At 40.0% G+C, this 21279-nt stretch carries 23 protein-coding genes; 19 read left to right on the top strand and 4 right to left on the bottom strand.

All coding sequences use genetic code 11. The annotated features are described in order from the left end of the window. Positions 1–28: 28 nt before the first annotated feature. From noc to IEX94_RS09340, 4 genes are all read left to right on the top strand, one after another. The gene (gene noc, locus IEX94_RS09355; RefSeq protein ID WP_188856954.1) at positions 29–889 is read left to right on the top strand and encodes a nucleoid occlusion protein; all 861 of its coding nucleotides are present in this window, start codon (positions 29–31) and stop codon (positions 887–889) included. 203 nt (positions 890–1092) lie between these two features. Further along, entirely contained in the window at positions 1093–1866 is a 774-nt protein-coding gene (locus tag IEX94_RS09350; RefSeq protein WP_188856953.1) for a ParA family protein, read from the top strand. Continuing rightward, positions 1847–2683, top strand: a complete 837-nt coding sequence (locus IEX94_RS09345; RefSeq protein WP_156855339.1) for a ParB/RepB/Spo0J family partition protein — start codon at positions 1847–1849, stop codon at positions 2681–2683. The genes IEX94_RS09350 and IEX94_RS09345 overlap by 20 nt, the downstream gene beginning before the upstream one ends. A gap of 203 nt (positions 2684–2886) precedes the next feature. Then, positions 2887–3591, top strand: a complete 705-nt coding sequence (locus IEX94_RS09340) for a DUF554 domain-containing protein (RefSeq protein ID WP_188856952.1) — start codon at positions 2887–2889, stop codon at positions 3589–3591. Positions 3592–3646: 55 nt separating this feature from the next. Here IEX94_RS09340 and IEX94_RS09335 read toward each other — a convergent pair whose 3' ends face one another. Continuing rightward, on the bottom strand, positions 3647–3871 hold the full coding sequence (locus IEX94_RS09335) for a hypothetical protein (RefSeq protein WP_156855340.1): 225 nt from the start codon (positions 3869–3871) through the stop codon (positions 3647–3649). A 151-nt stretch (positions 3872–4022) separates the two neighbouring features. Next, a complete protein-coding gene (gene yyaC, locus IEX94_RS09330) occupies positions 4023–4640 on the bottom strand; it encodes a spore protease YyaC (RefSeq protein WP_188856951.1) in 618 nt (205 codons plus the stop codon). A gap of 78 nt (positions 4641–4718) precedes the next feature. Here yyaC and IEX94_RS09325 point away from each other — a divergent pair, with 78 nt between their 5' ends. From IEX94_RS09325 to rpsR, 6 genes are all read left to right on the top strand, one after another. After that, a complete protein-coding gene (locus tag IEX94_RS09325; protein WP_156855342.1) occupies positions 4719–5732 on the top strand; it encodes a YkvI family membrane protein in 1014 nt (337 codons plus the stop codon). An 84-nt stretch (positions 5733–5816) separates the two neighbouring features. Then, positions 5817–6011, top strand: a complete 195-nt coding sequence (locus tag IEX94_RS09320) for a DUF951 domain-containing protein (protein ID WP_156855343.1) — start codon at positions 5817–5819, stop codon at positions 6009–6011. 260 nt (positions 6012–6271) lie between these two features. Beyond that, positions 6272–7372, top strand: coding sequence for a redox-regulated ATPase YchF (ychF, locus tag IEX94_RS09315; RefSeq protein ID WP_188856950.1), 1101 nt, complete (start codon positions 6272–6274; stop codon positions 7370–7372). 155 nt (positions 7373–7527) lie between these two features. Beyond that, positions 7528–7815: a 30S ribosomal protein S6 gene (gene rpsF, locus IEX94_RS09310; protein WP_156855345.1), complete on the top strand. Its 288-nt coding sequence runs from the start codon at positions 7528–7530 to the stop codon at positions 7813–7815. Between the two features lie 15 nt (positions 7816–7830). Further along, positions 7831–8367: a single-stranded DNA-binding protein gene (gene ssb / locus IEX94_RS09305; protein ID WP_188856949.1), complete on the top strand. Its 537-nt coding sequence runs from the start codon at positions 7831–7833 to the stop codon at positions 8365–8367. Positions 8368–8458: 91 nt separating this feature from the next. Continuing rightward, entirely contained in the window at positions 8459–8692 is a 234-nt protein-coding gene (gene rpsR / locus IEX94_RS09300) for a 30S ribosomal protein S18 (protein ID WP_188856948.1), read from the top strand. A 57-nt stretch (positions 8693–8749) separates the two neighbouring features. On the opposite strand, the gene IEX94_RS09295 is transcribed toward rpsR, so the two are convergent. Continuing rightward, positions 8750–9364 carry a DUF6198 family protein gene (locus tag IEX94_RS09295; protein WP_505817508.1) on the bottom strand — a complete coding sequence of 205 codons (615 nt, stop codon included), beginning with the start codon at positions 9362–9364 and terminating at the stop codon, positions 8750–8752. A 47-nt stretch (positions 9365–9411) separates the two neighbouring features. Then, the gene (locus tag IEX94_RS09290) at positions 9412–9909 is read right to left on the bottom strand and encodes a DUF1189 family protein (protein WP_156855349.1); all 498 of its coding nucleotides are present in this window, start codon (positions 9907–9909) and stop codon (positions 9412–9414) included. Positions 9910–10547: 638 nt separating this feature from the next. On the opposite strand from IEX94_RS09290, the gene IEX94_RS09285 reads away from it, so the two are divergent. The 9 genes from IEX94_RS09285 to IEX94_RS09245 all read left to right on the top strand — a co-directional run bounded on the left by IEX94_RS09285 (position 10548) and on the right by IEX94_RS09245 (position 21216). Then, positions 10548–11489, top strand: a complete 942-nt coding sequence (locus IEX94_RS09285) for a YybS family protein (RefSeq protein ID WP_188856947.1) — start codon at positions 10548–10550, stop codon at positions 11487–11489. 33 nt (positions 11490–11522) lie between these two features. Then, a complete protein-coding gene (locus IEX94_RS09280) occupies positions 11523–13499 on the top strand; it encodes a DHH family phosphoesterase (protein WP_156855351.1) in 1977 nt (658 codons plus the stop codon). Next, positions 13496–13945 (top strand): 50S ribosomal protein L9, encoded by a 450-nt coding sequence (gene rplI, locus IEX94_RS09275; protein ID WP_188856946.1) that lies wholly within the window; start codon positions 13496–13498, stop codon positions 13943–13945. The genes IEX94_RS09280 and rplI overlap by 4 nt, the downstream gene beginning before the upstream one ends. Positions 13946–14061: 116 nt before the next feature. Further along, positions 14062–15435: a replicative DNA helicase gene (dnaB, locus tag IEX94_RS09270; protein ID WP_188856945.1), complete on the top strand. Its 1374-nt coding sequence runs from the start codon at positions 14062–14064 to the stop codon at positions 15433–15435. A gap of 187 nt (positions 15436–15622) precedes the next feature. Next, positions 15623–16324: a response regulator YycF gene (gene yycF / locus IEX94_RS09265; RefSeq protein WP_156855364.1), complete on the top strand. Its 702-nt coding sequence runs from the start codon at positions 15623–15625 to the stop codon at positions 16322–16324. Positions 16325–16329: 5 nt separating this feature from the next. Beyond that, entirely contained in the window at positions 16330–18153 is a 1824-nt protein-coding gene (gene walK, locus IEX94_RS09260) for a cell wall metabolism sensor histidine kinase WalK (protein ID WP_156855365.1), read from the top strand. Then, positions 18150–19514, top strand: a complete 1365-nt coding sequence (locus IEX94_RS09255) for a YycH family regulatory protein (RefSeq protein WP_156855366.1) — start codon at positions 18150–18152, stop codon at positions 19512–19514. Before walK ends, IEX94_RS09255 begins: the two co-directional genes overlap by 4 nt. A 2-nt stretch (positions 19515–19516) precedes the next feature. After that, a complete protein-coding gene (locus tag IEX94_RS09250) occupies positions 19517–20434 on the top strand; it encodes a two-component system regulatory protein YycI (RefSeq protein WP_188856944.1) in 918 nt (305 codons plus the stop codon). Continuing rightward, complete coding sequence (locus tag IEX94_RS09245; RefSeq protein WP_188856943.1) at positions 20431–21216, top strand: MBL fold metallo-hydrolase; 786 nt, start codon at positions 20431–20433, stop codon at positions 21214–21216. Before IEX94_RS09250 ends, IEX94_RS09245 begins: the two co-directional genes overlap by 4 nt. The last annotated feature ends 63 nt before the right edge of the window (positions 21217–21279 follow it).

The raw sequence follows: 21279 nt of genomic DNA, 5'->3' as shown, positions 1-21279 counted from the left end.
GTAAAAGTATGTAAGGTGGTGTCAACTAGTGGTGAGTCCTTTTAATCGGTTTTTTGGAATAGGGGATAAATCGAATTCGAAGGCTGAAGAAACAGAATTCCACCCTAATGAAGTCATCGAATTAGAAGTTGAAAAAATTGAACCAAACCGATTTCAACCAAGAACGATTTTCGATGATGAAAAGATACAAGAATTAGCGCAAACCATTCACACGCATGGAATGATTCAGCCAATTGTTGTAAGAAAGCTGGATGGGGAACGATACGAACTCATTGCTGGTGAGCGTAGATGGCGAGCGGTAACTTTCCTGGAATGGGAGCAAATACCAGCAATCATTCGTGAAATGTCCGATACGGAAACGGCTTCTGTAGCTTTAATTGAGAACCTTCAGCGGGAGGAGCTTACAGTTATTGAGGAGGCAAGGGCATATGCCCAATTATTGGAGCTTCATTCCTTGACACAAGAAGCACTTGCACAACGTTTAGGTAAAAATCAATCAACGATCGCAAATAAATTAAGATTGTTAAAGTTACCTGAACCTGTTCAAAAAGCGCTTTTACAAAAAGTGATAACTGAAAGACATGCACGGGCGCTTATTAAAGTGAAAGACGAAACAAAGCAATTGGAAATTCTGCAGTTGATTATCGAACAAGACCTGAATGTGAAACAGACGGAAGAAAGAATAGCTGCATTGAATGAGAAAAATGAAGCCCCGAAACGGAAACGGGCCCAATTAAAAGGAATTAATAAAGATATCCGCATTGCAATGAACACGATCCGTCAATCCCTCTCGATGGTTTCCGATACCGGAGTCAAAGTCGAATCGAATGAGCAGGAGATGGATGACTACTATCAAATTACGATTAAAATTCCGAAAAATAATCAGTAATGATACTTGTAAATTGCTTGTATCCATTTAGAATACCCATCTTTTCGCTTGAGATGGGTATTTCTGCAAGAATTTAAGCAGCTTAATCCACTCGATTATTCACTAGTAAGTTCGAATCAATTTCTATAAGATTAATAAATTAATAGTCTAACTCTAGTATTTAATGATAAAATAAATAGTATATTTTTTAGGTAGGTGTCAACATGGGAAAAATAATGTCCATCGCAAATCAAAAAGGTGGCGTCGGAAAAACTACATCTTCAGTCAACTTGAGCGCGGGACTGGCTTCTTTAGGAAATAAAGTTCTTCTGATCGATACAGACCCACAAGGTAATGCAACAAGTGGGGTAGGGGTTAATAAAGCCGATGTGTCGCACTGTATTTATAACGTACTTGTTGAAGAAGTTCCTGCAGAAGATGTAATTGTTTCCACTGATATGGTCAACTTAGATATAATACCTGCAACGATTCAACTTGCTGGAGCAGAAATAGAGTTAGTACAGATTATGTCGAGAGAAATGCGGTTGAGTAAAGCATTAGAACAACTTCAAGATGAATATGATTATATCATTATCGATTGTCCACCATCATTAGGTCTTCTTACGCTTAACGCATTAACCGCCTCCAACTCCGTCATCATTCCAGTACAATGTGAGTATTACGCTTTAGAAGGGTTAAGTCAGCTCTTAAACACCATTAGACTTGTACAGAAGCATTTAAACAAGCATTTGATGATTGAAGGTGTTTTACTAACAATGCTTGATGCACGAACAAACCTTGGAATTGAAGTCGTAGCCGAAGTGAAAAAATATTTCCAGGAAAAGGTGTATAAATCTATCATTCCACGAAATATAAGATTGAGTGAAGCACCGAGTCACGGCCAGCCAATTATAAACTATGATCCGAAGTCAAAGGGAGCAGAAGTGTATCTTGAATTAGCAAAGGAAGTGATGCAGAGTGGCGAAAGGGTTGGGTAGAGGTCTAGAAGTGTACTTTCCCGATATGGGTGAGCAAGAAGAACATAGGGTCGAAGAAATAGCAATCAGTGAATGTCGCCCAAATCCGTATCAACCAAGGAAAACATTTCATGCGGATGCGATTGAAGAGTTAAAGACAAGTATTTTAGAATACGGAATTATCCAGCCTTTAATTGTACGAAAAAGCATCAAAGGTTATGAAATCGTAGTAGGGGAGAGACGATTTCGTGCAGCGAAAGAAGCTGGCATGGAAACTATTCCAGTCGTCGTAAAAGAACTTTCCGATGAGCGAATGATGGAACTTGCTTTGCTAGAGAACTTGCAGCGGGAAGATTTGACTCCGATAGAAGAAGCCCATGCTTATCGCAATCTAATGGATGAGCTCAAAATCACTCAAGAAGAATTGTCAAAACGTCTTGGGAAGAGCAGGTCCCACATTGCTAATACTGTTCGATTATTATCTTTGCCGGAACAAGTTGTTGCTTATATTAATAATGGTGAGTTGTCCATGGGCCATGGCAAAGCATTAATTGGTTTAAAAGATAAAGGTAAATTAATGCAGCTTGTTGATAAAATCCGTAAAGAGAAGCTGAATGTAAGGCAAGTGGAAAAACTTGTCATAGAATTAAATGAGAAGAAGCAGGTGCGCAAGGAAAAACCGAAGAAAAACGTATTTATTCAAGAACGAGAAGCAATTCTGCGTGATCGGTTAGGAACATCTGTCACGATAAAACAAGGAAAGAAAAAAGGTAAAATTGAAATTGAATTTTACAATGATGATGATTTGCAACGCATCATCGAATTTCTTGAAAAATAAGAGGAAGGACCAACGACTCCATTGTTGGTCCTTCTTTATCCATTTAAATGAAAATCACGTAAGGATCAAAGGCGGTCAGCCCAAAGGCAATCTTTAAAAGTGAACTGATCATTAAAGATGTTCCACGTGAAACATTCGGATAGGTGTAAGCATTTCTTTTTATGTTCCACGTGGAACAAGTAAATAACATGAAGGTGTAAATGATGGTACTGTTTGGAACAATTGTGAATGGATTATTAATTGTAATCGGAAGTATTTTTGGGATGTTTTTTACTCGCATTCCAGAGAAATATAAAGAAACGGTTATGCACGGGATTGGGCTTGCTGTTATCTTGATTGGTTTACAAATGGCCTTTTCCACTGAGAATATTGTAATTGTCCTCATTTCTTTATTGTTTGGTGCAATAATAGGGGAGTTCTTTCGGATAGAGGATGCTTTAAACAGATTGGGTATGTGGTTAGGAAGTAAATTCACGACAAAAAATGATACAATCAGTGTTTCTCAAGGATTTATTACAGGAACGATGATTTTCTGTATCGGTGCGATGGCGATAATTGGAGCACTTGATAGTGGAATAAGGGGAGACCATGAAGTTCTTATTACAAAAGGTATTATTGATGGTTTTACAGCACTCGTTTTAACGACGACATTAGGATTTGGCGTTCTCTTTTCCGTTATCCCGCTTATACTATACCAAGGTGCGATTACTTTATTTGCTACCCAGATTGAAAAGTGGGTGCCAGAAGCTATGCTGGAAGGATTAATACTTGAAATAACATCGGTCGGGGGTTTGCTGATTGTTGCAATCGGTTTAAATTTATTGAAAATCAAAGAAATCCGAGTTGCCAACTTAATGCCTGCACTATTACTTGTTGTACTGATTTATTATGCTTTTCAATTGTTTTAGATTACATAAGATAGACAAAAATAGAGTCACTATACAATGTGGCTCTATTTTTTGTCTATTTTAACTGATCTACGAATTTTTTAGCATCAATTAACGAGAGACCTTTTTCCTCACGTACATACTTTACAGTTTTCACATCGCCAACCGTGGCAATCTTTTCTTTTACCGATTGAATGAATTCCTCATCATTCTCTATGTGAAGCGATTGTTTGTTCTGCTCCTCCAATCGATTTATTTGTTTACTTTGTCCATAAATAAGCAGAAGAAGAACACCGTTCATGATTAATGAAACGATAACTACCCATTCTATATTGATGATAAAACCTCCAGTCAGAGTTTTTTTAGATAATAAAGTGTACTATTATCTATGACTCTAACAAGAGAATACAAATAAATAAAGTTGAAATCAAGGAAGAGTAGGGTAAATGATATTAAATCATTTGATTTCTTTCCGGATGATTGCGTAGTACAGCAGGGCGGATAAAACTAGGACTTAGTTGTTGATCGATGATATTAAGTAATTCAGCGATCGTTTCCGCCATGTCCATCACCATCGATAATCTTGTGCTTTGTAAAACTGCGTGATCCATAAAACCACCAGAGTTCACAACCCCTATAAGATGAATATCCCCAATCTCCGGTAGTGCTTTCTTTAAAGCTGCACCAGGCTTTAAAGGTCCAATACCTGTTATTAAATGCCCAATCGACGTATTTCTCCCTAAACAGGCATCGACTGCAATAATGAATGGATGTCGATGCTTATTCTTAATTTCAGCGATATATTCCATTAAATTTGTCGCATGAACCGGTTGATGGAGGGTGCCATAAATATTAAAGTGTTGTGGTTTTTTTGCGGTCAGTAATGTGCCGGTTAAAGGTCCAAGCGCATCCCCAGTCGAACGGTCGGTTCCAATACAGACGACAATGTATTCGCGCGGTAATCTAGGGAACCAGGAAATAATCTTTTCGCTAACTTTATCGATAACTTGTTCTTCATTATAGTGAATTCGATAGTTGAAATTCTTTTGCTCGGACGGTTTCTGATTCATAGCTTATCCTCCAAAAACATATTGGTATAGTATATGGCATTTTTCTGAAAACTATACATCGTGAGCGGAGGAATAAGGATGGTTCGTGCAGGGATGAAAAATATGTTTCTAATAACAGGTGCAGTAATGGGGGCTGGTTATGCGTCTGGGAGGGAAATCTGGCAATTTTTTGGTGCGGGAAGTGGACTTGCTATTCTTTTGTTCACGGGTTTCTTTATATTATGTACGATAACGATTTTAAATATCAGTTATAAATTACAGAGTACGAATTATGTGCCAGTTCTTCATCAATTAACAGGAAAGAAGTTGGCAGTTGTTTATGATTATTTAATTTTCATTTATCTTTTTTGTGTAACTGTCGTGATGATTGCTGGGAGTGGGGCGACGTTTGAGTCATTTGGAATCCCGTTCTGGTGGGGAACTGTCTTTATTTTTGCAGGTCTTATGATTATTTTTAGTAAAGGAATTGGTGAATTATTAAATATTAATCAATTATTAATGCCATTATTGATAATTGCGCTTTTTGTTATTTTACTTGTTTTCATAAAAGGAGAAGAGATATCATTTCAAAGTAATTGGGATAGTCAGGATAACTGGACGGCCGCTTTTCCATTTACTGCATTAAATATTTTACCGTTAATTGCCGTTCTGGGGGCAATCGGCAATCGAATTAAATCCAAAGGGGAAATATATATTGCTTCGATTTCAAGTGGTCTCATTCTTGGGTTTATCACGTTTATTTATAATACAAGCTTAACGGAGCTTGCCAAACAAGTGGAATTACCTGCTATCCCGCTTTATTTAATCATTAATAATTATGGACAAGTTGTAATCGTCGTGATGATGCTCATGCTTTGGCTTGCAATATACACAACGGCTGCAGCGACCTTACTCGGAATGATTACTAGAGTAAATAAAAAATACGGTTTTTCTTTATTAAAAATGGCTACGATTATGTTAGTGATTATGCTCCCATTCAGTCTCATCAGCTTTACCCAACTTGTTGCTTTTATTTACCCACTATACGGAATATTGAATTTATATATATTAGTAAAATTACTCCTTTATCCAATAGGGAAGAATAATAGGTGAATATTAATTGTAACAAACACTAAAACATAGGTATAATAGAGATAGACTATTTCACGTTGTACGAATGAAAAAGGAGGCATCAGATTGGCGGATAAAGAGTTTGCATTAAATGATATTGTCGAAATGAAAAAACCGCATCCTTGTGGAGAAAACCGCTGGAAGATCATCCGTATGGGTATGGATATCCGAATCAAATGCCAAGGTTGCGATCACAGCGTCATGATCCCCCGCCGGGAATTTACCAAAAAACTGAAAAAAGTCCTCGAGAAAGCTGAATAAATTCACGGACAGCGGATTGGAGCATTTGTCCCTCTAACTTTTCCGAAAAAGAATTAAATTTGATAAATATCTGAATTAGATAGTATGATAATAGAAGAGTAGTCTAGGAAAACGTAAATATTGCACGCAAATGATAAAAGTAGGTACGATTTGTTACCTATTTTTCTTTTTTTAGTTTTTTCCTTTTCCTATTACTTATACTATACTTAGAGTAACGAACGCGTTCGTCACGAAAGAAATCCTTAAGGAGTGGAATTTTAATGAGCCTTACAGCAGGAATCGTCGGGCTTCCGAACGTTGGAAAATCTACATTATTCAACGCTATTACACAGGCAGGGGTTGAAGCAGCAAACTATCCGTTCGCAACAATCGATCCAAACGTCGGTGTAGTCGAAGTACCTGATGAGCGTCTAGATAAATTAACTGAACTTGTAAAACCGAAGAAAACGGTACCGACCGCATTTGAATTTACGGATATCGCTGGAATTGTAAAAGGGGCAAGTAAGGGAGAGGGACTTGGTAACCAATTCCTATCCCATATTCGTCAAGTGGATGCCATTTGTCAGGTCGTCCGTTGTTTTGAAGATGAGAATATTACCCACGTATCTGGAAAAATCGATCCGATTGATGATATCGAGATCATTAACCTAGAGTTAATCTTAGCAGACTTGGAAACCGTAGAGAAACGTTATCAGCGGGTGGAAAAGCTAGCTAGACAGAAGGATAAAGATTCATTACAGGAATTCGAAGTATTGTCCAAGCTAAAAGAAGCACTCGAAAATGACCAGCCAGCACGTACAGTTGAATTCAATGAAGATCAGGATAAAATTGTAAAAGGACTGCATCTCCTTACAAACAAACCAATCTTATATGTTGCAAATGTGAAAGAAGATGAAGTTGCTGACCCTGATGCGAATGAAAATGTGCAAAAGGTGAAAGAATATGCCGCGCAAGAAAATGCAGAAGTCATAGTCGTTTGTGCAAAAATTGAAGAAGAGATTGCTGAACTGGATCCTGACGAAAAGGACATGTTCCTAGAAGAACTGGGCATTGCAGAGTCAGGCCTTGATAAGCTTATCAAAGCCTCCTACAATTTATTAGGCTTCGGCACATACTTTACTGCAGGTGAGCAGGAAGTGCGCGCTTGGACGTTTAGAAAAGGAATTAAAGCACCGCAAGCAGCAGGAATTATCCATACAGACTTTGAGAGAGGATTTATCCGTGCTGAGACGGTATCTTATGATGATTTGTTAGAAGCAGGTTCAATGGCAATTGCAAGAGAAAACGGGAGAATCCGTTTAGAAGGAAAAGATTATATTGTTCAGGACGGCGATGTGATCCATTTCCGCTTTAATGTGTAATGCTCTAGGATAAACGTAAAAAAAGGATCTCGAAACCTTGTTTAATGAAAAATAGTTTGGTATAATATCTTATTGTGAGTAATTATATTTTATAAATTGCTCCTTGCTCCCAGAGTTATTCTGGAAGCCGCTAAGACCAAAAGGAGGTGTAACGGATGAACAAATATGAAACCATGTATATCATCCGCCCAGACATTGAAGAAGAGGCGCAAACAAACTTAATTGAGCGTTTCAACAAAATTCTTACAGATAATGGCGCGGAGATCACAAAAGTTGATGAGATGGGCAAGCGTCGTCTTGCTTATGAAATCAATGAGTACCGCGATGGATATTATGTTGTCATTAACTTCACTGGCGGTGAAGAAGCAGTTAACGAATTCGACCGTCTAGCTAAGTTCTCTGATGATATTGTCCGTCATATGACAATTCGAGATGAACAATAATAAGGAGTGGTTCTGATGTTAAATCGTGTCGTATTAGTAGGCAGGTTAACAAGGGATCCTGATTTACGTTATACACCAAACGGAATAGCAGTGGCTAACTTCAATATCGCAGTGAACCGTCCTTTTTCTAATCAGCAGGGAGAACGTGAGGCAGATTTTATTAATGGTGTCGTGTGGCGCCGCCAAGCGGAAAACCTTGCAAACTTTATGAGAAAAGGCAGTTTGATCGGTGTTGATGGCCGTTTGCAATCACGTACGTATGAAGGTCAGGATGGTAAAACCGTTTATGTAACTGAAGTTGTTGCAGACAGCATTCAATTCCTGGAGTCAAAAAATGCTTCTCAAGATAGAGGCGGTGGTGCACCAGGATACCAGCCGAACCAGAACCAATTTCAAAATCAAAATCAAAGTCAGTTTGGTGGACAAGGCCAGTTCCAACCAAGCCCGAACCAAAATCAAGGCCAGGGTCCGAGTCAAGGTCAAGCAACGGAAGATCCATTCCGCAATAATGGAGAACCAATTGACATTTCGGATGATGACTTGCCATTTTAATAGTAATTAGAATCACTTGTAAAATTAACTTAACTGTTCGTGATGAACATCAATAATACAATAAACAATAAAGCAAAGGAGGTAATCGCTCATGGCAGCTCGTCGTGGACGTGGTGGTAGACGTCGTAAAGTTTGTTATTTCACAGCTAACGGTATTACCCATATCGACTATAAAGATGTTGATTTATTAAGACGTTTCATTTCCGAACGTGGAAAAATTCTTCCTCGTCGTGTAACTGGAACTTCTGCAAAATATCAGCGTAAACTAACAGTAGCTATCAAACGTGCTCGCCAAATGGCACTTCTGCCGTTTGTTGCGGAGTAAGATAAAAATAAACACCTCAAAACGATTTCGCTTCGTTTTGAGGTGTTTTTATCTTTCTTAATCACTACTTCTTACTTCCATGTTCCGGATACGGATTAGCCGGTTATACATATCCATTAAAAATCCGAGCCCAAACATGAAGAATAAAGTACCAATACCGATCCCAGTCATTTCTGAACGATATAAAATAATGACGATACTAATTACTAACGGTACGGCTGTAAAAAAGATATTTCCTACTGTATAATTTTTCATTAACTTGCCGAATGCTTTCAATAAATAATCCGTCGGTAAGTAAATAGATCCAGCTTGAAAATAAATACTAACTCCGATTGCAATGAAGTTAAGGCCGACAAACAAGTACAAACCACGCATGAACATATCACCCGGAATGTAGACCAACTGATGAAGGTATAAGAATAAATCAATAAAGCCTCCAAATATAAAAGCGAGGATGAGACTTTGAGCAATCATTTTCAAACTGAGTCTAACTTTCATCAAGTAACTAAGCAGGAAGGAAAACATATGTAATATAATGACACAGACCCCAACGGAAAATGGTAAGATATATGCTAAGTTTTCTCCGGCGGAAGTCCAGGGAGCACTTCCAAAGTTTGCTACAATCATGAAACTATTTCCTAACGCATTAAGTGAGACTGAAATAATATAGATAAATAATTGCCTTGGTTGAATTTACGGACACCCCCAACTAGAAATTTCTATTTAGCTTTCTTCCTTATTCTTCGTTTTGGATATTTCAGGATCATGAAGATGAGCATAATGAAAGAATAAACAATTGCTAGTAGCAGGTACTTGTCACGGATTGGAAAAAGTGATGCAAGTAACATATATGCAAAGAAAGGAATCGTTGTTGTGAAAGCGAGCAGCTTCCAAATAATCTGATACCTTAATTTCCTTTTCATCAGTTTGGCAATTGCAACCCCAACATATGCCATGATGGAAATAAATAGGAATACGGCGATTGTCAGTGGTAAATAATAGAACATAAAGAAATAGATTAATTTTAATATAACTGGCAATCCACCTGCAAGCCCATCTGTCATTTGCAGTTGCAGAACAAGATGTGGGATTGAGACGATAAGAATCAAAATAAATAAGTAGAATACGACGATATCCATTCCGACTCGATTTAATTTGAACATCGCATTTTTATTAGGTAATTTTAAACTATTAATAAATGCATCTATGAGAATCATTGGCTCCATCCTTATTTAAACATACTTATACATCTTAATTATAGATGAAATCAGCAGGAAATGCTCTGATTGTGATTAATTATTTCCAAGGAAACCTATCCAACTAGAATGAATGTTCTGTTAAATCATGCGGTAAATTATTACCCGGGAAATAATTTCGGGAAATTTCGACAAGAAATAAATAGAGGCATTTGGATAAAGTGAAACTTCATTCAGTGGGGTTCCTTCCCCCCACTGAATGTTAGTTGAACCGAATCAGGTATTTACGGACTGTACCTCCCCCACCTTCACATGTAGGCTATTCTCATGTTTAGAAGTGGGGGGTATTACAGACCGTTAATACGTGACAAAATGATTTCCCAATAAAAATAATAAAAATCTGTTCGTTCGTGTTTGAGATTTCCGACCGTTAACCACGAAAGAAAAATAGCTTTCATGTTATGATAAGAGGACAGCATAAAATAAAACTTCATTCAGCGAGCGTTTTATTGCCCAGCTGAATGCTAATGGAGTTAATCAGGGTGTTACTATCCGTGTTCTACTGCCTGAGTAGATTTGATTCCACTTACTTGGATGCGGGCAGTTAAAGAATAGTTGTACCGTGATAATTAGATATAAAATTGAGGTGTATGCCAGAAATGAACAATACAAAAAAACTGACAGAAGGAGCACTCCTAGCAGGAATATATCTTATTCTCCTGTTCGGTACCTTAGTACCTTTTCTATCAACCTTTATGATGGTGCTACTCCCAATTCCCTTTGTCATCTATACGTCCAAACATGGAGTGAAGCCTGGAATGCTTGTAGTTGTCTTCGCTTCTCTTATTAGTATGATTCTGACGGTAATCTACTTACCGCTCACACTGATGATGGGAGCGGCAGGTTTATTAATAGGACATGCAATAAATAAAGAGCGGACTGCTTATGAAACATGGGCTTACGGGACGTTAGGATTTATCGGGGGCCTGTTATTTACGCTTGCTTTCACGCAAGTTCTACTGGGTGTGAATTTCGTCCAGGAAATCGAAACGATTGCAACAGATCAAGTGGATTGGTATATTTCCCTTATGGAAGGGGTAGGTCTTGAATCAGGGGAAGCCGTGGATATGGAGGCATTATTTATCGAGCAGATTCAGTACTTTATTAAGCTCATGCCAGCCTTCATTGCAATCAGCGCGGTGTTCTTAGCGTTTCTAACACAGTGGATTAGTTATAAATTGTTGAACCGAATGTACAATAAAAAATTATACTTTCCACCATTTAGAAGTTTAAAATTGCCGACGTCGATTATTTGGCTCTATTTAATCGTCATTATCGCATCCTTGATCAGTTCCGATCCGAACAGTATTATGTATGTCGGTGTACAAAATGCACTGATTATTTTAGAAATGCTGCTTGTAATCCAAGGATTTTCTTTCATCTTCTTCTTTACGCATTATAAGAAGTGGTCGAAGGTAATTCCTATCTTAAGTATTGTGCTGACCATCCTGTTTCCATTATTTCTCCTTTATTTCGTTAGAATCTTAGGTATAATTGATATAGGGTTAAATTTGAGGGCTCGTCTTCAAAAAAATAAATAACCTTTAATGGAAGCAAAATTGGAGTGAACAGTTATGCCGGAGTTGAAAAGGAAGCGATTATTAGACAATCATATATGGATTATCTATATCCTATCCGCCATTTTGCTTGCCGTCCTTTTTTATTACGAGTGGATAATTGGAATAGTAGGGGCTGTTCTGCTGCTCGCTTCATTAGCTTATAGTATACAAAGAGAAAATAAGCGAATGGAAGAGCTGCAAGATGAAATTAAGCTAATTTCAACACGCGTAAAAATGGTAGGCAAAGAGGCTTTAAGTGAGCTTCCTTTTGGGATTGTGCTTTACGATGAGAACTATAAAATCGAATGGGCGAATCCTTATATGCGACAATTTAATACGGATGAAGCCGAAGTAATCGGTTCTTCACTTAATTTCTTGTCCGAGGAATTAGTTACCGACATTAAAGAAGACAGAAAAGATACGATTGTTCAGTTAGATGAATACTATTTTCATACAAAGATTAATAAAAATGAGCGCTTAGTTTATTTCATTGATGAAACGGAGCGGGAGCAACTGCGTACCGTTTATGAAAATGATAAGACTGTCTTGTTTATCATTTTTCTCGATAATTATGAAGATATTACCTTGCCGATGGATGACACGGCAAAAAGTCTGTTGAATTCAGAAGTCACCTCTCTCATTAATGATTGGGCGAAGCGGAATGGCCTTTATATGAAGCGCACTTCCCAGGAACGTTTCCTCGCAATTGGAACGAGAGAGATTTTAAGACAGATAGAAGAAGTGAAATTCGATATTCTGGATGAAATCCGGGAGATTACCGGGGAACAGAGTACGAATGTCACGCTAAGTATCGGGGTCGGTCAAGGAGACGTTCCATTGCCACAGCTTGGTGAACTTGCCCAATCTAGTCTTGACTTAGCACTCGGCCGAGGTGGGGATCAAGTAGCAATTCGGGATGAAGCAGGTAAGGTTCGTTTCTATGGTGGTAAGACGAATCCAATGGAAAAGCGGACCCGTGTCCGCGCGCGAGTTATTTCCCACGCAATGACAGATCTTGTGAAGGTGAGCGACAAAGTCATTATTATGGGGCATAAATCACCGGATATGGACTCTGTCGGTGCAGCGATCGGGATTTTAAATATCGCAAAAGCAAATGGTGTCGAAGGTTATATTGTCTTTGATCCGGATGATGTGGATACAGGTGTACAACGGTTAGTCGAAGCGATCCAGGCAGATGAAGAACTGTGGGAACGATTCATTGACCCCGATAAAGCGGAAGATATCATTACAAGTCAGAGTCTAATTGTAATTGTCGATACGCATAAGCCGTCTATGGTCGCCGAGCCAGCTTTACTCGCTAAGACGGAATATAAAGTGGTTATTGACCACCATCGCCGCGGAGAAGAGTTTATTGATAATCCGACACTTGTTTATATGGAACCATATGCATCTTCTACCGCCGAGCTTGTGACGGAGTTATTGGAATATCAGCCCAAAACAATTAAATTAAAAATGCTTGAAGCAACCGCCTTGTTATCTGGTATTATAGTAGATACGAAAAGCTTTACGTTAAGGACAGGTTCTCGTACGTTTGATGCAGCCTCTTACTTACGAGCAAAGGGGGCAGATACGGTACTCGTCCAACAATTACTTAAAGAAGATCTCCGTGTTTATTTACAGCGGAGCAAGTTAATCGAACGGACCGAAATCTACCGAGACAAAATTGCAATTGTTGCTGCAGAGCCTGGAGAAACGTACGGCCCTGTACTGATTGCACAAGCTGCCGATACGCTCTTGACAATGACAGGGGTGACAGCCTCCTTCGTTATTTCCGAGCGGGAGGACGGCCGGGTTGGTGTTAGCGCCCGTTCGCTAGGACAAATCAATGTCCAGATCATTATGGAACGAATGAATGGCGGTGGACATTTAACGAATGCCGCAACCCAAATAGAAGATACAAGCGTTGAAGACGTTGAATTATTGTTAAAAGATATCATTGATGAATATTTCGAAGGGAGAGAAACGAAATGAAAGTGATTTTTGTAAAAGATGTAAAAGGTAAAGGAAAGCAAGGGGAAGTAAAAGACGTAGCGGAAGGCTATGCAATAAACTATCTCTTAAAAAATAAATTGGCGATTGAAGCAACACCAGGAAATTTAAAGGCGCTTGATGCGAAGAAACGTAAGAACGCCCAGCAAGAACAGAAAGAAAAAGAAGAAGCGATTCAATTAAAAGATAAACTTGCTGATTTAACAGTGGAATTGCAAGCAAAATCTGGTGAAGGCGGACGCCTATTCGGATCAATTACAAACAAACAAATCGCAGAAAAGTTAGCAAAAGACTATGGACATAAAATCGACAGACGAAAAATTGAACTAGACGAACCAATCCGAGCTCTGGGCTACACAACCGTACCAATCAAGCTCCACCCAGAAGTATCCGGTTCAATCAAAGTCCACGTCACCGAACAAAAATAGTGGGACTAGGGTCAGAGCTACTGTCCCAGAAAACTCTGATCAGTCGGCCCTGCGACTCACGAATCTCACGTGAGTCCTTTTTACTTCATGAATCAACAAAGAGAGGAGGAACTACCATGGATCAAGGACCAATCGACCGTACACCGCCGCATAATATTGAAGCGGAACAGTCGGTTATCGGAGCAATTTTTCTGCAGCCTGAAAGCTTCTCCAGTGCCTCGGAAATCTTGATGCCGGAAGACTTTTACCGGGCAAGCCATCAACGGATCTTCGCTGCGATGTTGCAACTGGCAGACCGCGGTGAGCCAATAGACGTTATTACCGTTACCACTTATTTAAATGACCGGAAGCAGCTGGAAGAAGCAGGTGGAGTTACGTATCTCACCCAAGTAGCTGAAAGTGTACCGACCGCTGCGAATATTGAGTATTATAGCCGTATTGTAGAAGAGAAGGCATTGCTGCGCCGACTCATTCGTGCCGCGACAGATATCGTAACTTCAGGATTCGAGCGGGAGGACGAGGTCGATGACGTTCTAAATGAAGCGGAGAAGACCATCCTCGAAGTTTCCGGAAGAAAAAACAGTGAAGGCTTTAAAAATATTAAAGACGTCCTCATCGACGTTTACGATAAAATTGAGCAGCTCCATGAAAATCAGGGAGACATAACCGGTGTTCCAACTGGTTATCAGGAACTGGACCGAATTACGAGTGGCTTCCAGCGCAACGACTTGATTATTATTGCCGCCCGCCCTTCTGTTGGTAAGACAGCTTTTGCTCTGAACGTCGCGCAGAACGTTGCGGTAAAAACAGCAAATAATGTCGCGATCTTCAGTCTTGAGATGGGAGCGGACCAGCTCGTACAGCGGATGCTCTGTGCTGAGGGAAATATTGATTCCCAACGACTTAGGAGCGGCCAGCTCCAAGCAGACGACTGGGGCAAGCTGACAATGGCGATGGGTTCTCTATCAAATGCCGGGATTTTTATTGATGATACACCGGGTGTTCGTGTCAGTGAAATCCGTTCGAAATGTCGCCGGTTAAAACAAGAACATGGTCTTGGAATGATTATGATTGACTATTTACAGCTTATCCAAGGAAGCAGCGGCTCCCAGGAGAACAGACAGCAGGAAGTTTCCGAAATATCTCGTTCTCTAAAAGGACTGGCAAGAGAGTTGGAAGTGCCTTTAATCGCACTATCGCAGCTTTCCCGTGGTGTCGAATCCCGTCAGGATAAACGCCCGATGATGTCCGACCTCCGGGAATCTGGAAGTATTGAGCAAGATGCCGATATTGTTGGTTTCCTATATCGTGACGACTACTATGACTCGGAATCGGAAAAGCAAAACATCATCGAAATCATCATTTCCAAGCAACGTAACGGTCCAACCGGTACCGTTGAACTTGCCTTTGTAAAAGAATACAACAAATTCGTTGACTTGGAATATCGCTACAGTAAACAAGACATTCCCCAAGCACCCGTCCAAGCATAAAGCACGAGCACAAGCCTCGTGCTTTTTTGACTTGGAGTGGGCCAGTGGGGTCAGAGCATTTGTCCCATTTGACTGGGACAAATGCTCTGACCCCACTGGCCCCGCTCTCCGACCAAATAGGTACAGACAGATTGGCAAAAGTACGTTAAAATAGAGGAAAGCGTTACATGAAAAGGATGTGGCAAAAATGAATCAAAAAATATTAGTTGTAGATGATGAACAACCAATTGCAGATATATTAAAGTTTAATTTAGAAAAGGAAGGCTACCAAGTGATTGTCGCCAATGACGGTGACGAGGCAATACGTATGGCGGAAGAGGAAGACCCCGAACTCATCCTCCTCGATATTATGCTGCCAAATAAAGATGGAAATGAAGTACTGCGTGAAGTAAGGAAAACAAAGAGTATGCCGATTATCATGCTGACCGCAAAGGACTCGGAAATCGATAAAGTACTCGGCCTGGAACTTGGTGCGGATGACTATGTGACGAAACCATTCAGTAACCGCGAGCTCATTGCCCGGGTGAAGGCGAACTTGCGTAGACAGCAGTTACCGGAAGAAACCGAGAAACCGACGAAAAACATCGTTATCGGAAGTCTTACCGTTTACCCGGATGCTTACGTTGTTTCCCGTGATGGAGAACAAATCGAACTGACCCACCGGGAGTTCGAATTATTACACTACCTTGCACGTCACATTGGACAAGTTATGACCCGAGAACATTTACTTGAAACCGTATGGGGTTATGACTATTTCGGAGATGTGCGTACGGTTGACGTTACGGTGAGAAGACTGCGTGAGAAAATTGAGGAGAACCCAAGTAACCCGGCCTGGATTGTGACACGGCGCGGAGTTGGTTATTATTTACGTAATCCTGATCAGGAGTAGTTGTGATGCATAAAGTCGGATTTTTTCGTTCGATACAATTAAAATTCATTATTATTTATATTCTCTTGCTGATACTTGCTGTCCAGCTCATCGGAACATTTTTTACCGGGCAGCTTTCCAAAAACCTGGAAGAAAGCTTTAAGGACAATGTCTCCAGCCGAATGGAACTTCTTAGCTATAATCTCGAACGTGTTTACAACCGTGAACAGACGGAAACGGAAGAGGGAATGAGTCCGGAGGCAGAAGTTCAAGATATTGTTAATGAGCTCAGCACCGATGACCTTACGAACGTAATTGTCGTAAACAGCCAAAGTAGAATCATCGGTACGAACAATAATCTCGTGGAAATCAATCAGCGGATTACGAGAGATATCATCCAACAGGTGCTTTTCTTTGATATGACAAAGGAAGATGATTTCATCAATGAAAACGGAGAATATGTTTATGTTCGCGTCGACCCGATTCTTGATAATGAGAACAACGTAGTCGGTGCGATTTACTTGGAATCGTCCTTAGAGGGCGTTTATAAGCAGCTGGATGAAATTAATAAAATCTTTTTACAAGGGGCATTACTTGCGGTTGCAATCTCTGCCATTATTGGGGTGCTTGTTGCCCGCTCGATCACGAAGCCGATTAAGGAAATGCGCAGACAAGCCCAAGCAATGGCGAAAGGTGACTTCACCCAGAAAGTAAATGTATATGGAAAAGACGAAATCGGTCAGCTTTCAGAAGCATTCAATGACTTGAACAGCCGACTGAGACATTCCTATGCAACAATTGAAGAAGAACGCTTTAAGCTCAGTTCAGTGCTATCCAATATGTCAGACGGTGTTATTGCAACCGATCAAGAAGGATCAATCACGTTAATCAATGAAGCTGCGGGAATTCTCCTCGGGAAAAATCCGGACGATTTGATTGGTGATGATTTACTTGATGTTTTACAGCTTGATGAAAAGCTTGTCGATATATCTGAACTCCGGGAGAATAGCTCGATGATTATTGATTTCAGCGATGATCACCAGCCGTTTCTCATCCGAACTAACTTTTCCACAGTAAAAGATGACCAAGATGCAATAAATGGTTTTATTACTGTGTTGAATGATGTAACGGAAGATGAAAAGGTTGAACAAGAGCGCAGGGATTTTGTTTCCAATGTTTCTCATGAATTGCGGACACCGCTTACGACGATGAAAAGTTATCTCGAAGCATTGGCGGACGGAGCTTGGGAAGATAAGGAAATCGCACCGAAATTCCTTGAAGTTACCCAAAATGAAACCGACCGGATGATCCGGATGGTGAATGATCTTCTCCAGCTTTCCAGAATGGATGCAGAGGAATACCAGCTCCACAAGGAAGAAACAGATTTTATCGATTACTTCCACCAGATCATCGACCGTTTTGAAATGAATTTGCCGGAGACGACGACAATCAAACGGGAATTGCCGAATAAGAATTATCAAGTATGGATTGATAAAGATAAGATGACTCAAGTACTTGATAACATTATTTCAAATGCGATTAAGTATTCTCCAGAAGGCGGCAAAATTGTTCTCCGGGTAGAAAATAAACGCCATTACTTGCTCATCTCGGTGCAAGACGAAGGGATGGGAATTCCTTACGACCGATTGGAAAAAATATTCGACCGCTTTTACCGGGCGGACCGGGCGAGAACGAGGAAGCTTGGTGGTACAGGCCTTGGACTTGCCATTACAAAAGAACTCGTCGAAGCTCACCATGGACGAATATGGGCGAAAAGCAGAGAAGGTCATGGGACAACGATTTACTTTACACTCCCACTCATTAAGAGGAAGCGGAGGGACGTCAGATGAAATTCGAAACCGTAAAAACATTCATCCTCATTGTCTTAATTGGAATCAGTATTCTCTTATCTTACACGCTATGGAGTTATCAACCGAACTCCAACCAAACGATTAGCAGTGAGTTTGTAAATAGTGAGATTGATGCAGGGGGATCAAATGACGAAACGAAGCGGAGTCTGATTAAACCTGTAGATATTATTTTCCACACTGACGCAGGTTATTTTGGATTTCAAGATTCGAAATCCCAAGATCAAATGTTTCATCAGATGCAAGATTGGGTTATTTCCAATTATGAGGTTCTTGATAGTGAAGAAGCGACTGAGCGCTCCCCGGAAAAAATAGAACTCATATTTGCCGATGAAATTCCTATGAAAGTGCTCGGCACACTGTTTAATTTTGGGTCAGATGATATTATTTTTCCGAATTGGTCGATGAAGCGGATATACATTAGTTTTATTCATGACAGTAAGTCCTTACAGCTGGAGTTTAGTTCGGATACTTCCGACCAGCGTGCCGTCGCTTTGATTAATGATGCAGAGATCTATGATCAATTATGGCGCAACACGGAGACCTTGGATAAAGAAACATATCAGGAATACCTTGTTATAAATGAACAGACAAACCCGGTATATATTCCAGCCGGCAAGATAAAAATGGATTCCTATTCTATTACACCAACTCAAATTCAACCAGCTTTGTTCGTTAATATCCTATTCACGAATCCTGCTGTTGTACGGGAAACCAACTCACAGACGATTGGAGAAGCTTATTTTACGGATAACCGGCAGATGAGTGTCTATCAGAATGGCAAACGGATGGAATATATTAGTCATATTTCACCGTCAACTGACGAACCGGATCGTGTTATTAGTGAACTGGATTTGCTTGATCGCAGTATCAACAATATTAATAATCATAGCGGTTGGACGTATGCATCTCGCTTGAACCAAGATTATCGCTTGGATGATGTTAATTTGAATAACAATCAAGTAACATACCAAATGTATTATAAAAGTTATCCCGTATTTAATATTCATAAGCTCGCCACCATCCAGCAAAGATGGGGAAATTATCAAAATGGTATGCAGCTGATTGAATATGACCGGCCGCTTTATTTATTCGATAGTGAATTCAAACTGCGAGAAAATGAACTGCCATCGGGAGAAAACATCATTGACCTTTTAGAATCCGATGTGGATGTTACGATGGAGAATATAGAAGATGTTAAAATAGGCTATGAACTGAAATATCAGCAGGATGAACAGGATAGTGAATACTTTGAGATGGTTCCAGCTTGGTACAAAAAGGAAAATAATTCATGGCAAAAAATTATATTTGATGAAGAAAAGCAACCAATGGGAGGGAACTAAGGATGCAGTGGGGAAATATTAAGACATTATTCATCCTTAGCTTCCTCATCCTCAATATATATTTGATCTTTGCCTTTATCGACCGACAGCAAGATGTCGGATATCTCGACAATCAGGAATTACCGATTGAAGACCAGCTCGCTTCAGAACAAATAACCGATGATTCAAAAGCGGTTGATGTAACCGAACTTGCCTATATATCGGTCGTCCAACGGGAATTATCAGATAAGGATCTTGAGGAATTGGATGAATTAGAAGGTCAGACGATAGAAGTTTTTAATAATAATTTAATTATAAGTCAATTGGATAGTCCGGTTAAGCTTTCACCGAATAAGTCCAAAGATGCGCTGGAAGCGGCGGTTCTCCCTCACGTGCTTTACGGGGACGAATATGTTTTTGCCGAGTGGAATGAGGAATTGAATATATTGATGTTTTTCCAAGAGAAGGAAAACCGGCCCATTTACTATAATGAAAATGGCTTGCTACTCGTCTTTCTGAACGATGATAATGAAGTAACCCACTATAGCCAGACGATTCTTGGAAAGGCAGAAGTGCAAGGTGAGCCAGTGCAGTTGAACCAGCCGACGCAGGTAATCGGTCAGCTTTTCAAAGCAAATTATTTACATCGTGGAGATAATGTGTCGGATATAGAAATCGGCTATTATTCTCGGATTACCGCAGAAGGTATTCAAGTATTTGCCCCGACATGGAAAGTGTCAGTGAATGAGGAGCGCGATCATTTTGTCAATGCGATAGAAGGCCTCATTTATGAAAGCAATCAGACGGAATTTTTACTGAACGTCATTGGTGAACATATGATGCGGGTGAATATGTTGGATGAGGAAAATGATTTAAGGGAAAATTTCTTACCTATTCTAGAAGAAAGATTAGAGTTAGATAATCGGAGTGAAACAGAATGAGTTTACGCTTTAGTGTACTCGCATCAGGGAGTACAGGGAATGCTTTTTATATTGAATCGAAAAAGGAAAAAATCCTTGTCGATGCGGGTTTGAGTGGGAAGCAGATTGATTTGTTATTTGAAAAAGCTCATCTTGACCCGAGCGAGCTTTCCCGCATTTTAGTAACCCATGAACATAGTGATCATATAAAAGGGCTTGGGATAATTGCGCGGAAATATAATTTGCCGATCTATGCAAATGAAAAGACGTGGAAGGCGATGGAGCATTCGATCGGAAAGCTTACTGTTGACCAAAAGTTTGTTTTTAACCGGGAAGAAGTTCAAACCTTTGGTGATATGGACATTGAATCTTTCGGTGTCTCCCACGACGCTGCGGAACCACAATTTTACACGTTTCATAGTGGCGGAAAAAAAGTAGCGCTTGTTACGGATTTAGGTTATGTGTCGGAACGGATTAAGAAAATAGTGGAAGATGCAGATGCTTATATTTTTGAAGCGAATCATGACGTGGACATGCTGCGGATGGGAAGATATCCATGGAGTGTAAAACAACGCATCCTAGGCGATTCTGGTCATGTGTCCAATGAAGATTCAGGGCTCGCTCTAGCTGACGTCATTAACAATAATACGAAGCGAATCTATCTTGCTCACTTGAGCTTGGACAATAATATGAAAGACCTTGCCCGCATGTCCGTCTCCCGTATATTGGAAGAACGTGGCATCCATATCGAACTATGTGACACCGATCCAAAAGAACCAACCCAATTATATGATGTAGTGTAATATGAACAGGCTAAGCAGGAATCCCCTGCTTGGCCTGTTTTTTTGCAGGGACATTGGGGTCAG

The sequence above is a fragment of the Oceanobacillus indicireducens genome, assembly GCF_014647195.1.
In the GTDB taxonomy this organism is placed as follows: Bacteria; Bacillota; Bacilli; order Bacillales; family Amphibacillaceae; genus Oceanobacillus; species Oceanobacillus indicireducens.
The sequence above is the reverse complement of the archived record's forward strand: the minus strand, read 5'-3'. Positions and strand labels throughout refer to the sequence as shown.

Bases quoted from the DNA above. Each gene is read 5' to 3' on its own strand.
- yyaC (WP_188856951.1), bottom strand. From the start codon at position 4,640: ATGAATCAGAAACCGTCCGAGCAAAAGAATTTCAACTATCGAATTCAC.
- IEX94_RS09290 (WP_156855349.1), bottom strand. From the start codon at position 9,909: ATGATTCTCATAGATGCATTTATTAATAGTTTAAAATTACCTAATAAA.
- rpsR (WP_188856948.1), top strand. From the start codon at position 8,459: ATGGCAGCTCGTCGTGGACGTGGTGGTAGACGTCGTAAAGTTTGTTAT.
- walK (WP_156855365.1), top strand. From the start codon at position 16,330: ATGCATAAAGTCGGATTTTTTCGTTCGATACAATTAAAATTCATTATT.
- ychF (WP_188856950.1), top strand. From the start codon at position 6,272: ATGAGCCTTACAGCAGGAATCGTCGGGCTTCCGAACGTTGGAAAATCT.
- IEX94_RS09285 (WP_188856947.1), top strand. From the start codon at position 10,548: ATGAACAATACAAAAAAACTGACAGAAGGAGCACTCCTAGCAGGAATA.
- IEX94_RS09280 (WP_156855351.1), top strand. From the start codon at position 11,523: ATGCCGGAGTTGAAAAGGAAGCGATTATTAGACAATCATATATGGATT.
- dnaB (WP_188856945.1), top strand. From the start codon at position 14,062: ATGGATCAAGGACCAATCGACCGTACACCGCCGCATAATATTGAAGCG.
- rplI (WP_188856946.1), top strand. From the start codon at position 13,496: ATGAAAGTGATTTTTGTAAAAGATGTAAAAGGTAAAGGAAAGCAAGGG.
- IEX94_RS09340 (WP_188856952.1), top strand. From the start codon at position 2,887: ATGGTACTGTTTGGAACAATTGTGAATGGATTATTAATTGTAATCGGA.
- IEX94_RS09350 (WP_188856953.1), top strand. From the start codon at position 1,093: ATGGGAAAAATAATGTCCATCGCAAATCAAAAAGGTGGCGTCGGAAAA.
- rpsF (WP_156855345.1), top strand. From the start codon at position 7,528: ATGAACAAATATGAAACCATGTATATCATCCGCCCAGACATTGAAGAA.
- IEX94_RS09255 (WP_156855366.1), top strand. From the start codon at position 18,150: ATGAAATTCGAAACCGTAAAAACATTCATCCTCATTGTCTTAATTGGA.
- IEX94_RS09325 (WP_156855342.1), top strand. From the start codon at position 4,719: ATGGTTCGTGCAGGGATGAAAAATATGTTTCTAATAACAGGTGCAGTA.
- IEX94_RS09335 (WP_156855340.1), bottom strand. From the start codon at position 3,871: ATGAACGGTGTTCTTCTTCTGCTTATTTATGGACAAAGTAAACAAATA.
- IEX94_RS09245 (WP_188856943.1), top strand. From the start codon at position 20,431: ATGAGTTTACGCTTTAGTGTACTCGCATCAGGGAGTACAGGGAATGCT.
- yycF (WP_156855364.1), top strand. From the start codon at position 15,623: ATGAATCAAAAAATATTAGTTGTAGATGATGAACAACCAATTGCAGAT.
- IEX94_RS09250 (WP_188856944.1), top strand. From the start codon at position 19,517: ATGCAGTGGGGAAATATTAAGACATTATTCATCCTTAGCTTCCTCATC.
- ssb (WP_188856949.1), top strand. From the start codon at position 7,831: ATGTTAAATCGTGTCGTATTAGTAGGCAGGTTAACAAGGGATCCTGAT.